Raw genomic sequence first — 12,072 nt, 5'->3', positions numbered from 1 at the left:
AAAACTAAAATATATGGCAAAGTTTATTTTATTCCCAACATTGTTAATCATCGGGCTATCAATGAATTGTATGGCTCAGACAGGCACGGTTGTACTAAATGTACAGGGTATTCAAACCTCTAAGGGAGGTGAGATTTCAGCAGGAATTTTTGTAAAGGAGAACTTCCCCAAAGTAGGAAAACAACTTGTAGGCATTCAGAAAGCCATTACAGATAACCAAATGCAGATTGTTTTTGAAAATGTCCCAACAGGTTATTACGGGGTCGTTGCTTTCCAAGACATAGACAAAAATAAAGACCTCAAAACCAATTTTGTAGGTTTCCCCACTGAGCCAATAGGTTTTTCTAATGATGCAAAAATTAAATTCGGACCTCCTGCTTTTGACGATGCAAAAGTGAAAGTAGAAGAAGGAAAAACTTTGATGCTTACGATTAATCTAAAATAACAAGGCAATGAGTAGAAACTTCATATTTATACTGATACTTTTATTGTCTTTGGCTTTTATAGGCTCATCTTTCTTGTTGCGAAAAGGGAAACAAAGCGTACTTACTTCGGAAGAGCGTACATTTTTGGTGAACTTGTTGGAGAACTCTCTGACAAAGTTTGAAAGATGTGTGGCGGATTTGACGGAGGAGCAGCTTGCCTTTCGCCCTGCTAAGAATCAGTGGACAATTGCAGAATGTATAGAGCATATTTGCTTGGCAGAGTTGCGATTTCCACAAATCGTAGGCGAGGAGTTGCAAAAACCCGCCGAACCAGCACGCAGGAAAAAAATAAAAGTTAATAACGAACAGATTATTCGCCGCTTGACTAATAGAAGGTGGAGAGCCAAAGCACCAGAGATTTTTACACCAAGTGGACGATTTGCTACCATAGAAGATGCAAAGAATACATTTAGAAATCAAAGATTGCAAACCATCAATTATGTGCTTACTACAAACGATGACTTGCGAAATCATTTTTGGAGGCACCCCGCTACAGGAGTAGTGGATTTGTACCAAACTATGGTGTTGATGTCTGCTCATTTGGAGCGTCACTTAGCACAGATAGAAGAAATCAAGGCATACAAGTCCTTTCCAACAAAAAAATAATCCATCAAATCTTATGAGGTATTTTTTAGAAACACTGAAATCGAGAAATGAAACCCTATTTATCTTTGGGTTAGTTTGTTTGCTTGCATCTTTACTATTTTTTTATCTGACTAAGACTACACAGACGCAGGTTATGGGGGTAAATGCGTGGTTCAAACCGTTCAAATTTGCTCTTTCTATTGCGATTTACGCATGGACAATAGCTTGGTTCGTAGCGTATCTCCCTGCTTCTTTTAATGCTCGCCTATTCAATTGGTCAGTAGTAGTGCTATTAGGTTTTGAACTTATCTATATTGCTTTGCAGGCTGGCAGAGGACAACTTTCTCATTACAATGTCAGCAGTCCTCTGTATAGCTTTTTGTATTTTTTGATGGCTTTGGCAGCAACTATCGTAACCTTGTGGACGGCTTATATAGGCATACTTTTTTTCCTATACCAATTCCCTGAGTTACCTGCCTATTACCTTTGGGCGATACGCATAGGCATTATTTTTTTTGTAATTTTTTCTCTCGAGGGTTTTGTTATGGGTTCTCGCATGACGCATACTATCGGAGGGGCAGATGGGGGGCAGGGTTTGCCTTTGCTCAATTGGAATACTAAATATGGTGACCCAAGAGTTGCACATTTTATAGGAATGCACGCCTTGCAAGTACTTCCTTTGCTGTCCTATTATCTACTCAGAAATGTCAAATTAACCTTTATTGTAGGGCTATTTTACGGGTTATTGGCATTTTTTACTCTTTGGCAGGCTTTGCAGGGAAAGCCTTTTTACAAATTTTAAAAACTTTAAAAATCATGGAAATTTCAAAAGCAGAAAAAAATAGATTAAAGCAAAAGTATGGAGAATGGGCTTTGGTAACAGGGGCTTCCTCGGGAATTGGCTTAGAACTAACAGAAAGACTGGCAGAAGCAGGTTTGCACTTAGTTATCAATGCAAGAAAGCAGGAAGAGTTGGAAAAATTAGCGGAGAGGCTAAGAAATACGTACCATATAAAGGTCAAGACTGTCCCTGCTGATATGGCTCATAATGAAGCCGTTGAACATCTAATACAAGCCACCAAAGACTTAAATATAGGCTTGTTAGTTGCCTCAGCAGGTTTTGGTACTTCTGGTTTATTTTTAGAATCTTCTATCGAGAATGAGGTAGAAATGCTCAGAGTAAACTGCGAAGCCCTGCTCCTCTTGACTCATCATTTCAGTAAGATTTTTGCCAAAAATAAAAGAGGTGGCATTATACTGATGAGTTCAATGGTAGGTTTCCAAGGTGTGCCTTACGCAGCCAACTATGCTGCCACCAAAGCCTACGTACAATCTTTAGCCGAAGCTTTGCGATTAGAACTAAAACCTTACAAGGTAGATGTACTGGCGGCAGCACCCGGACCTGTCAAAAGTGGGTTTGAGAGTAGAGCAAATATGAAAATGGATATGAGCCTAACACCTGCTCAAGTAGGCATACCTATCTTAAAAGCCTTAGGTCGCAAAACTACCGTACTCCCCGGTTTTCTAACGAAATTTTTGGTTTATTCATTGCGGACAGTACCTCGCTGGGGAAAAGTGAGAATTATGCAGCTTGTCATGGGAGGCATGACCAAGCATCAAAGAACCTAAGCAAGTAAAAACCCAAAGCAATAAACTTTGGGTTTTACATTTCCTATATTTACTATGGTTAATTTCTCATTATTCTTTTTCTCTTGCCAGAGCTTTCTCCAAAGTTTCTATCAAATCTTTAGAAACTTGTCTTGGTTTTTGCTCTTTGTGCTTTTTAAGTAAGTCCAATGCCATCGCTCCTATGTGGTACAAACCGATAGGATTTTTGTCTGCATTGTAGCTTACAATGACAAACTGCAACTTCTCGATGATGTCTTTGTACACCTCAGCATCTAACTTTAAAAACTTTTCGTGAGCCTCACGACAAGCATTTTCTATTTGTTCACTTGCTGTCATACTTTTGTAGTTTAGATTAGTAATAAAGCCTAAAATCTATCAAAATAGGTGATTTTGTGATAGATGTACGGTGCAAAGATAGCTGTTTTTTTAAAAAATGCAAAAAAGCATATATAATTTTGAAATTACCTATCTCATCCTTATTTATTCTCCCCTCCTTTTTCATCAATATCTTTGACAAGGGGTACTACTAAGGCGGCGATGAGCATAGAAACCGCACCTATTAAAATTACGTAGATAGTTTGTCCGCCAAATAAGTTGGCAAAAAATCCTAAAATTCCTGCTGCTACAATCTGAGGAATAACGATAAAAAAGTTGAAAATGCCCATGTAAACCCCCATTTTCTCAGCAGGTAAAGCACCAGATAAAATACTGTAAGGCATGGTCAAAATACCTGCCCATGCTAAACCTATGCCGAGCATAGAAACCAACAACAAGGAGGGATTTTCTATGATGTAAAAAGAGGCTAAACCTAAGGCGCCGCCTACTAAGCAAATAGAGTGTACCTTTTTCCTTCCGATTTTTTTGGCTAACTCAGGTAAAAGGAAGGCATAGCCTGCGGAAAACAAGCTATAAGCCGCAAAGCATATTCCCACCCAATTTGCGCCCTCATTGTAGGCAGCAGACTGAGGGTCATTGGTGCGGTAGATATGGCTGGTAACGGCTTGGGTGCTATAAATCCACATCGCAAATAAGGCAAACCAAGAAAAAAACTGCACTACTGCCAACTGCACCATAGTCTTAGGCATATTGATAAAATCGTTGAGTACTTCTGAAAATCCATTGACGGATTTTTTCTCATTGATTTTAGGATAAAATTTTTTAAAGTCCTCTGGTGGATACTCTTTTGTTTTGAGGACAGTCCAACTTACCGCTCCTAAAAAGGCAACTGCTCCCAAGTAAAAAGACCACTGCACAGTAGCAGGAATTTTCCCTGCCTCTGCCGTATTGTTTACGCCTGCCATGTCAAGCAGATACGGCAAGGCAGAAGCAACAACAGCCCCAATACCTATGAAAAAAGTCTGTACAGCGAACCCCAAAGTGCGTTGTTGGTTGGGTAACATATCGGCAACCAAAGCCCTGAATGGTTCCATAGAAATATTGATAGAAGCGTCCAAAATCCACAACATTCCTGCTGCAACCCAAAGGGCGGGTGAGTTGGGCATGGCTATCAATGCCAAAGAGGCTAAAATAGCCCCTACCAGAAAAAAAGGTCGTCGCCTCCCCAATCTGTTCCAAGTCCTATCGCTCATGTAGCCAATGATAGGCTGTACTATCAAGCCCGTAGTGGGTGCAGCAATCCAAAGAATAGGAATATCATCAATATTTGCATTTAAGGTTTGAAAAATACGGCTTACATTCGCATTTTGCAAGGCAAAGCCAAACTGGATACCCATGAAGCCAAAACTCATGTTCCAAATTTGCCAAAAAGAAAGGCGGGGTTTCTCCAAGGTTGTGAAGTTTTCCATTTGCATATTTACTTAGTTTTGCAAGTATAAGGAATTGCAAGGATTTATCTAAGTTTATGAAATATTTATTCTATCTTTATAAACTTTGGAAAACCTTTGTTATACTTATGCTTCATAATGTTTTGCAAAAGCTATCATTTGTTCTATGAGAGGCTTTACATTTCTGCCTTTTTCGGTGAGCGAGTACTCTACCCTTGGTGGTACTTCACCAAAATTATTTCTAATAACAAGTCCGCTGTCTGCTAAATTTTTTAACTCTTGAATCAACATTTTTTCGCTTATGTCAGGAATAAGATTTTTTAACTCGCTTAGACGTAGAGTCTTATCATAGAGTTGGTGCAAAATAAGCAATTTCCATTTTCCTCCTAACAACTCTAAAGTAGTGCGGATAGGGCATCGCACAGTAATATAGATTTTATCATCTTTCATACACACAAAAAGGTAAGTACAGACTTTTTAGTTACGTACTGCAAAAATACATAGATTTGTGAAAAATTTAAAGGAATTAAAAAAATCTTAGAACAATGAAAAAAATTGCTCTTTTGGGTGCAACAGGACAGACAGGCAAAGAGTTTTTAAAATTAGCTCTTGACAAAGGCTATGCTGTAAAAGCGTTAGTGCGCAATCCTGAGAAGTTGGATTTTCAACACATAAACTTACAAGTAGTGAAAGGCGATGTCTTGCATTTCCAAGACGTATGTAATGTGATAGAAGATTGTGAGGTAGTCGTTAGTTTGTTTGGACACGTGAAGGGCTCGCCTGCGTGGTTACAAACGAATGGTACAAAGCATATTATCTCTGCAATGAGGCAGTTTGGGGTAGAAAAAATCATTTCACTTTCGGGAGGAGGACTTCCCTATCCTGAGAAAGACCAGCCCAAGTTTGCAGATAAACTTATCAGGACGATTATGAAAATAGCTGTTCCTAAAATACTGAATGATGCCATTGAACATCATAAAGTCTTAGCAAGCAGTGGGTTAAAGTGGATTATTGTCAGAGGACCCAGACTTACCAACGAGGCTAAGAAAGGTGTTTACAGAGTTGGGTGGGTAGGCGTGAATGCAAGTACCCAAATAGCAAGGGCAGATTTGGCAGATTTTATCTTGAAGCAAGTAGAGGACGACAGTTTTCTGTACCAGATGCCTTTTGTCAGTCAAGTAAGTAAGCAAAAATAATCGCCCTACTCCCAATCCTCGAATTGCACAGTTTGCCGTTCCGATTGCGTCCCTTCTGGAAAGAAGGTTAAAGTATTGATAATCATAAATCTTTCCCTTGTAAGGAAAGATTTATGATTAGGGCAGAAGAATCTTTAGAATTATTGAACTAATTACTTAATTTTCCAATGCTGCTACCCCTGGTAGTATTTTTCCTTCCATGAGTTCTAACAACGCACCGCCTCCTGTAGAAACATAAGAAACATCGTTAGCAAAACCTAATTGATTGACTGCGGCGGCAGAATCGCCCCCTCCTATGAGAGAAAACCCTCCATTTTCCGTCGCTTTTACTACAGCTTTGGCAACTTCTATCGTGCCTTTGGCAAAATTAGGCATCTCAAAAACGCCCATAGGACCGTTCCAAAGGATAGTTTTAGAGTTTTCTATGACTTGGCTATATTCTTTTATGGCTTCCGTACCAATGTCTAAGCCCATCCAGCCTTCTGGAATTTCCATGCTTTTGGCTTCTTTGCTGTTGGCATCATTGGCAAAATTGTCAGCAATGATAGAATCCACAGGCAAAAGCAGTTTTACGCCTTTTTCTTTAGCTTTTTGCACCAGTTCATTTGCCAGCTCTAAGCGGTCTTCTTCTACCAAAGACTTGCCGATTTGTCCACCTGCCGCTTTCATAAAGGTATAAGCCATGCCCCCGCCGATGATGAGATTATCCACTTTGTCCAATAGGTTTTCAATGATGAGGATTTTATCAGAAATCTTTGCCCCGCCCATGATAGCCGTAAATGGTTTTTGAGGATTGCTCATAACCTTATTGCCATTTTCTACTTCAGCTTGCATGAGGTAGCCACAAATCTTGTCTGCAAAAAATTTGGCAACAATGGTCGTAGAGCCATGTGCTCGGTGAGCAGTGCCAAAGGCATCGTTTACATAGACATCACCCAAAGCGGCTAATTTTTTAGAAAATTCCTCATCGCCTTTTTCTTCTTCTTTGTAAAAGCGTAAGTTTTCCAACAGCAAGACCTCGCCAGCTTTCAAATCTTTGGCTAAGGCTACCGCACTCGCCCCTATGCAATCATCGGCAAATTTGACCTCTATGCCGAGTAGGTTACTAAGGTGCTTGACCAAGTGTTTGAGAGAAAACTTCTCCTCATAGCCTCCTTTGGGTCTGCCCAAGTGCGACATGAGGATAGCTGAACCGCCGTCTGCCAAGATTTTTTTAATAGTAGGCAAGGCCGCTTGAATGCGGTTATCGTCAGTAATATTGTATTCCTTATCCAAAGGCACGTTGAAATCTACGCGAATAAGGGCTTTTTTGCCTTTAAAATTAAATTCGTTTAAGTATTTCATGATTAGATTTTAGTTTGTTGATTTTTATCTTAGATTTTTTACTTGTTTATATTCAATGAGTTAAATAGATGATTTTTTTGATAATAATTTTGGAACACAGGTTTTACAGATTAGGCAGATTTTCACTGATGAACTAACCAAAACTCTGTTTTTTATCCGTAAAATCATTATTATCTGTGTTCTATAAAATAGTCAGTAACAATTTAGAACAATCTAAGGCATTAAAAGTAGTCTATTGAAAATCAGATAGTAACACCCTATTATACCACTGTTAGGAAATATTACAATTTTGCTTTGAGTTCTTCTGCCAATTTTTCATACCCTTCTTTGCCCAACAAAGCAAACATATTGTTTTTGTATGCCTCTACGCCCGGTTGGTCAAAAGGATTGACTTCTAAGATGTAACCACTTATGGCACAGGCTTTTTCAAAGAAATAAATCAGTTGTCCGATGTAATATTCATTAATCACAGGAATTTCTATCAATACATTCGGTACGCCCCCCTCTACGTGTGCGAGCAGAGTTCCTAATTCTGCTTGTTTATTTACTTCTTGTAAACTTTTCCCTACTAAGTAGTTCATTTTGTCTAAGTTAGTACTGTCATAAGGAATATCTATGCGTTTTTTTGTGTTTTTCACAGAAAGTATCGTTTCAAAAATAGTGCGTTCGCCATCCTGAATCCACTGTCCCATAGAGTGCAGGTCAGAGGTAAAGTTCACGCTTGCAGGAAAAATTCCCTTGCCATCTTTGCCTTCGCTTTCCCCGTAGAGTTGTTTCCACCACTCAGCAAAGTATTGTAAACGTGGGTGATAGTTCACCAAAATTTCTGTTTTTTTCCCTTTTTTGTATAAAATATTGCGAACCACTGCATACAAGGAAACAGGGTTTTCTTGCAAAGTAGGGGTACTTTCTGAAAGTCTTTTCATGTCTTTCGCGCCTGTAACCAACTGCTCAATGTCAAAACCTGCAATCGCAATGGGCAATAGCCCCACGGGAGTAAGTACTGAATAACGCCCACCTACATCAGGAGGAATGGAAAAAGTTTTATATCCTTCGTTTGTTGCCATTTTCCTCAATGCCCCACCTTGCGGGTCAGTAATGGCTACGATGCGTTCCTTTGCTCCCTCTTTGCCATATCGCTCCTCTAAGTTTTGTTTGAGTAAGCGAAAAGCAATGGCTGGCTCGGTGGTAGTCCCTGATTTGGAGATGACCACTACGGAATATTCACGCTCATTGACTATTTCCAACAAATCTGCATGGTAGTCCGCACAGATATTTTGCCCTGCATAAAGCACCAAAGGCGTTTGTCCACCTATTTTCAAGTGAGAAAAATGATGAGAAAGGGCATCAATAACTGCTTTTGCCCCTAAGTAAGACCCCCCAATACCTACTACCACCACTACCTCAGAAATAGATTTGAGATGGTGTGCAGTCTGCTTGATTTCTTCCAAATAGGCACTGTCTATCTGATTAGGCAAATCTAACCAGCCTAAAAAATCGTTTCCTGCCCCTGTTTTCTGTGCTAAGGCTTGGCGAGATTTACTGACAGAAGATTGATAAGTTTCAATTTCACTTTGAGAGAGAAAGTTGAGTGTTTTTGAGATGTCAATTCGTATAGCTTCCATATTAGTTTAGTGATTTCAGTGAGAAACGGGTGCAACTTACAAAATTTTTTATTTTCTCTATATCTATCTTATGCCATTTTAAGCTGAAATTAGAAGAAATTCACTAAAACTTCATTTTAAACCGATAAAGTAAAACGTTTTATTTATAGTTTTGCCTTCATAAAAAATCAAAAACATAATGAGTATCATAGAATCAATTATTTTAGGTATCGTTCAAGGTTTAACTGAGTTCCTGCCAGTGAGTAGTAGCGGGCATTTGGAATTGGGGAAGGCATTATTAGGTGTAAAAATTAGCGATGATTTGCTTTTTTCAGTCATTGTTCACGCCGCAACAATGTTGAGTACAGTAGTCGTTTTTTATCAAGATATTTGGCAGATTATCAAGGATATATTTAAGTTTGAATGGAATGAATCTACCCAATTTGCGGCTAAAATCATAGTTTCTATGATTCCCGTTGGGGTAGTGGGCGTATTTTTTAAGAGTGAGGTAGCACAGTTCTTTGAGGGAAACATTGTTTCAGTAGGTTTTATGCTTTGCTTGACTGGAGTCTTGCTATTGCTTACTCATTTTTTAAGGCATAAGCAAGGAGGTGAGGTTACTTTTGGCAGGGCAATCGCCATCGGCATTGCACAAGCGGTAGCTATCCTTCCTGGTATTTCTCGCTCTGGGGCTACTATTAGTACAGCAATTTTGGTAGGAACTGGCAGACCTCAAGCGGCACGCTTTTCTTTTCTAATGGTTTTATTGCCAATAGTGGGAGCAACTATTTTAGAAATGAAGGATTATTTTGAGCAAGCCTCAGAAAACCAAGATTTGAGCAGTATAGTACTTATTGCGGGCTTTTTTGCCGCTTTTATTTCAGGGCTTATTGCTTGCAAATGGATGATAGAGATCGTGAAAAGGGGTAAACTTATCTATTTTGCCGCCTATTGTTTTTTAATAGGGATATTGGCTATCGCATTTTCATAAAAACAGAAGTATTCACCAATGCCTTATTTCTAAAAAATAAAAAACACTTTCTTGAATTGACTTTTAATTAAAAAGTGTTTCTTATTTTCAGATTACTTTCCCCAAGGAAACCTTATTCAAAGATTATGGATATAGCATTGACGATGTTGATGAGTGCTATCAGAGCAACAACAACAATCAACGCAACTTTACTTTTATCACTTGTAGTCTGAGTACTTCTCTTAGCAGTAATCATAAGTCAGTTATTTATCTTTGGTGAAACAGCGATTTTTACATTACAAATGTAAGAAACGTTAATGAAATACACAAAATTTTAACTAAAAAAAATAATAAAATTTCATAAAAAAATCATATTTGCTTAAAATTATACTTTTAAAAGAGTAAAAACATCTTTTTACAAGAGTAAAAAGCACCTTTGATAAAACAAAAATAGGATAGTTTAAATAAAAGAGGAGGCTTTCTACATAGCCAAAACAGTGTAAGACTTAATTAGAAAAATTCTTACGGAGTTTTCTCAGTAACACTTTCTTTGGCTTTCTTCTTTGCCAAAGAGTAGTCCTGACCATTTAATACAGATTTTTCTTTCTTACTCGGGGGGAAGATAAGCGAGGCAATAATACTTACAGATAAAATAAACAAAATAATATACAGCGAATAGACCGTTTCAAAGCCTATGCTTTTTAGCCACTTGTGAGCCAGCATTTTAAAGCCAATGAATACCATCAAGAAAGATAAGCCAACTTTTAAGTAATGAAAAAAGTGGAGAATATTGGATAGGAAGAAAAACATAGAACGCAAGCCCATGATAGCAAAAATATTGGAAAAAAACACTATATAAGGGTCTTGGGTTACAGCAAATACGGCAGGAACGGAATCCACCGCAAAAATCAAATCAGTAAACTCTACAATTAAAACAACTAAAAATAAAGGAGTTAAAAACCACTGATTATTTTTCCTAACAAAAAAGCGTTCTCTTACAAAGCGAGGATAAAGAGGAAAATATTTGGACACTATTTTTACTACTGGGTGCTTATCTACTTCTATCTTCTCGTCTTCGTCATCTCTGTTGAGAAACATCTTAATTCCTGTGAAAATGAGAAATGCCCCAAATAGATATAAAATCCAATTAAACTTATAAATAAGTGCAGAACCTACAAATATAAAAGTAAAACGCATAAGGATAGCCCCTAATACCCCCCAAAAAAGTACTTTTTTGTAATACTTTTCCCTTACACCGAAAGAGGAAAAAATAAGAATAATAACAAAGATATTATCTACCGAAAGAGAATACTCTAATAAATAACCAGTGATAAATTCTATAGCGAGATTGTTTCTATACAACTGAATAGCCACATCAAAATTCTCAGAAGACATATCCACCTCTCCCGGGTCGTATCGATTCACTACGGCGGCTAACTCTTCCATTTTTGTAATGCCGTGAATCTTCTCTCCATAAAAATTTAAGATAACATAAAAAACGAGGGCAAACATCACCCATACTGCACTCCATGCTGCTGCCTCTTTGAAGCCAACAATATGATTTTTTCTCGAAAAAACTCCAAGGTCTAACAGGAGGACTGTAAGAATGAAAGTGGTAAAAGCAACAAAAAACAATATTTCGTTAGGTAACATTTAAAATGTAAAAAGGTGCATCAACAATCACTAAGTAATCATAATTAAAATACATCAGTTAATTTCTTATTACGAACCTTATTATTCACAAAAATATTGAGCATAACTTTTAAACGTAAATTAACCGTGTACTGTTGGCATTTGTAAAAATAAAATTTTGGGGTAGTACAAGCCGCCAACTTTTTATGAAAACATATTTCGCAAAAATAAACCCAAATTTTTTACTATTAGTTAAAATTCCATTATGATTTTTAATTTTGCACGACCAAATTAATTTTTACTCGTATGATTCAAAGAATTCAAACTGTATTTTTATTACTTAGCATAGTGGCAATGGTGGTGATGTTGTTCTCTCCCATCTGGACAAAGGAGAACACACAAACCAATGAAATTGTTTATCTTTCTCCTATGAGCCTGATTCACAAGCAAAAAGACGTAGTTGTTGCACAGCATACTACTATTTATATAGCTATTTTAGCTTTTGCAAGTATAGGTTTTGCCTTCATTTCTATTTTAACCTACAAAAATCGTATGAGGCAGATGATTTACAACATGCTTAATATACTGATACTAATAGGTATATTAGGTTGTTTTGTATATTTTTCTGTCAAAGGGGAGGCTTTGCTCAAGCAACCTGCGCAGGGAAACTTTGGCTTAGGATACTTCATGCCTGCAGTGGCAGTGATTATGAACTCCTTAGCAAACCGCTTTATCCGTAGAGATGAAAAATTAGTCAAATCGGTAGATAGAATTAGGTAGAAAATAAGTTTTCAAAGAAATAAAAATCATAGATTTGCCTTCAAAAGTTCCCTTAAAAATATA

13 protein-coding genes are annotated in these 12,072 nt (G+C 37.7%); 7 read left to right on the top strand and 6 right to left on the bottom strand.

Annotation, left to right across the window (positions count from 1 at the left end; translation table 11 throughout):
* Positions 1-13 precede the first annotated feature (13 nt).
* From BM141_RS08670 to BM141_RS08655, 4 genes are read left to right on the top strand one after another with little or no spacing between them, the layout of a single operon-like run.
* Positions 14-445, top strand: a complete 432-nt coding sequence (locus BM141_RS08670) for a DUF2141 domain-containing protein (protein ID WP_091544009.1) — start codon at positions 14-16, stop codon at positions 443-445.
* Positions 446-452: 7 nt separating this feature from the next.
* Entirely contained in the window at positions 453-1,091 is a 639-nt protein-coding gene (locus tag BM141_RS08665; protein WP_091544004.1) for a DinB family protein, read from the top strand.
* 13 nt (positions 1,092-1,104) lie between these two features.
* Positions 1,105-1,872 (top strand): hypothetical protein, encoded by a 768-nt coding sequence (locus BM141_RS08660; protein ID WP_091544001.1) that lies wholly within the window; start codon positions 1,105-1,107, stop codon positions 1,870-1,872.
* Positions 1,873-1,886: 14 nt separating this feature from the next.
* Positions 1,887-2,699 (top strand): SDR family NAD(P)-dependent oxidoreductase, encoded by an 813-nt coding sequence (locus BM141_RS08655; RefSeq protein ID WP_091544167.1) that lies wholly within the window; start codon positions 1,887-1,889, stop codon positions 2,697-2,699.
* Between the two features lie 69 nt (positions 2,700-2,768).
* Here BM141_RS08655 and BM141_RS08650 read toward each other — a convergent pair whose 3' ends face one another.
* The 3 genes from BM141_RS08650 to BM141_RS08640 all read right to left on the bottom strand — a co-directional run bounded on the left by BM141_RS08650 (position 2,769) and on the right by BM141_RS08640 (position 4,933).
* Positions 2,769-3,035, bottom strand: coding sequence for a hypothetical protein (locus tag BM141_RS08650; protein ID WP_091543998.1), 267 nt, complete (start codon positions 3,033-3,035; stop codon positions 2,769-2,771).
* Between the two features lie 140 nt (positions 3,036-3,175).
* The gene (locus BM141_RS08645) at positions 3,176-4,504 is read right to left on the bottom strand and encodes an MFS transporter (protein WP_245764022.1); all 1,329 of its coding nucleotides are present in this window, start codon (positions 4,502-4,504) and stop codon (positions 3,176-3,178) included.
* A 105-nt stretch (positions 4,505-4,609) separates the two neighbouring features.
* Positions 4,610-4,933: a winged helix-turn-helix transcriptional regulator gene (locus BM141_RS08640; protein ID WP_091543994.1), complete on the bottom strand. Its 324-nt coding sequence runs from the start codon at positions 4,931-4,933 to the stop codon at positions 4,610-4,612.
* Positions 4,934-5,028: 95 nt separating this feature from the next.
* On the opposite strand from BM141_RS08640, the gene BM141_RS08635 reads away from it, so the two are divergent.
* Complete coding sequence (locus BM141_RS08635; RefSeq protein WP_091543991.1) at positions 5,029-5,679, top strand: NAD(P)-dependent oxidoreductase; 651 nt, start codon at positions 5,029-5,031, stop codon at positions 5,677-5,679.
* Positions 5,680-5,835: 156 nt separating this feature from the next.
* Here BM141_RS08635 and BM141_RS08630 read toward each other — a convergent pair whose 3' ends face one another.
* Together BM141_RS08630 and BM141_RS08625 are read right to left on the bottom strand one after the other, a co-directional pair.
* On the bottom strand, positions 5,836-7,023 hold the full coding sequence (locus BM141_RS08630) for a phosphoglycerate kinase (protein WP_091543988.1): 1,188 nt from the start codon (positions 7,021-7,023) through the stop codon (positions 5,836-5,838).
* A 281-nt stretch (positions 7,024-7,304) separates the two neighbouring features.
* A complete protein-coding gene (locus BM141_RS08625) occupies positions 7,305-8,648 on the bottom strand; it encodes a glucose-6-phosphate isomerase (RefSeq protein WP_091543972.1) in 1,344 nt (447 codons plus the stop codon).
* 178 nt (positions 8,649-8,826) lie between these two features.
* Here BM141_RS08625 and BM141_RS08620 point away from each other — a divergent pair, with 178 nt between their 5' ends.
* A complete protein-coding gene (locus BM141_RS08620) occupies positions 8,827-9,618 on the top strand; it encodes an undecaprenyl-diphosphate phosphatase (RefSeq protein ID WP_091543969.1) in 792 nt (263 codons plus the stop codon).
* Between the two features lie 501 nt (positions 9,619-10,119).
* On the opposite strand, the gene BM141_RS08615 is transcribed toward BM141_RS08620, so the two are convergent.
* Complete coding sequence (locus BM141_RS08615) at positions 10,120-11,250, bottom strand: TerC/Alx family metal homeostasis membrane protein (protein WP_091543965.1); 1,131 nt, start codon at positions 11,248-11,250, stop codon at positions 10,120-10,122.
* A 285-nt stretch (positions 11,251-11,535) separates the two neighbouring features.
* Between BM141_RS08615 and BM141_RS08610 the strand changes: the two genes are divergently transcribed.
* Positions 11,536-12,009 carry a DUF4293 domain-containing protein gene (locus BM141_RS08610; RefSeq protein WP_091543957.1) on the top strand — a complete coding sequence of 158 codons (474 nt, stop codon included), beginning with the start codon at positions 11,536-11,538 and terminating at the stop codon, positions 12,007-12,009.
* The last annotated feature ends 63 nt before the right edge of the window (positions 12,010-12,072 follow it).

This window comes from Thermoflexibacter ruber (assembly GCF_900113045.1).
Classification (GTDB): domain Bacteria; phylum Bacteroidota; class Bacteroidia; order Cytophagales; family Thermoflexibacteraceae; genus Thermoflexibacter; species Thermoflexibacter ruber.
Note: the sequence above shows the minus strand (reverse complement) of the source record. Positions and strands in the feature narration are given on the sequence as shown.

Bases quoted from the DNA above. Each gene is read 5' to 3' on its own strand.
- BM141_RS08670 (WP_091544009.1), top strand. From the start codon at position 14: ATGGCAAAGTTTATTTTATTCCCAACATTGTTAATCATCGGGCTATCA.
- BM141_RS08665 (WP_091544004.1), top strand. From the start codon at position 453: ATGAGTAGAAACTTCATATTTATACTGATACTTTTATTGTCTTTGGCT.
- BM141_RS08660 (WP_091544001.1), top strand. From the start codon at position 1,105: ATGAGGTATTTTTTAGAAACACTGAAATCGAGAAATGAAACCCTATTT.
- BM141_RS08655 (WP_091544167.1), top strand. From the start codon at position 1,887: ATGGAAATTTCAAAAGCAGAAAAAAATAGATTAAAGCAAAAGTATGGA.
- BM141_RS08650 (WP_091543998.1), bottom strand. From the start codon at position 3,035: ATGACAGCAAGTGAACAAATAGAAAATGCTTGTCGTGAGGCTCACGAA.
- BM141_RS08645 (WP_245764022.1), bottom strand. From the start codon at position 4,504: ATGGAAAACTTCACAACCTTGGAGAAACCCCGCCTTTCTTTTTGGCAA.
- BM141_RS08640 (WP_091543994.1), bottom strand. From the start codon at position 4,933: ATGAAAGATGATAAAATCTATATTACTGTGCGATGCCCTATCCGCACT.
- BM141_RS08635 (WP_091543991.1), top strand. From the start codon at position 5,029: ATGAAAAAAATTGCTCTTTTGGGTGCAACAGGACAGACAGGCAAAGAG.
- BM141_RS08630 (WP_091543988.1), bottom strand. From the start codon at position 7,023: ATGAAATACTTAAACGAATTTAATTTTAAAGGCAAAAAAGCCCTTATT.
- BM141_RS08625 (WP_091543972.1), bottom strand. From the start codon at position 8,648: ATGGAAGCTATACGAATTGACATCTCAAAAACACTCAACTTTCTCTCT.
- BM141_RS08620 (WP_091543969.1), top strand. From the start codon at position 8,827: ATGAGTATCATAGAATCAATTATTTTAGGTATCGTTCAAGGTTTAACT.
- BM141_RS08615 (WP_091543965.1), bottom strand. From the start codon at position 11,250: ATGTTACCTAACGAAATATTGTTTTTTGTTGCTTTTACCACTTTCATT.
- BM141_RS08610 (WP_091543957.1), top strand. From the start codon at position 11,536: ATGATTCAAAGAATTCAAACTGTATTTTTATTACTTAGCATAGTGGCA.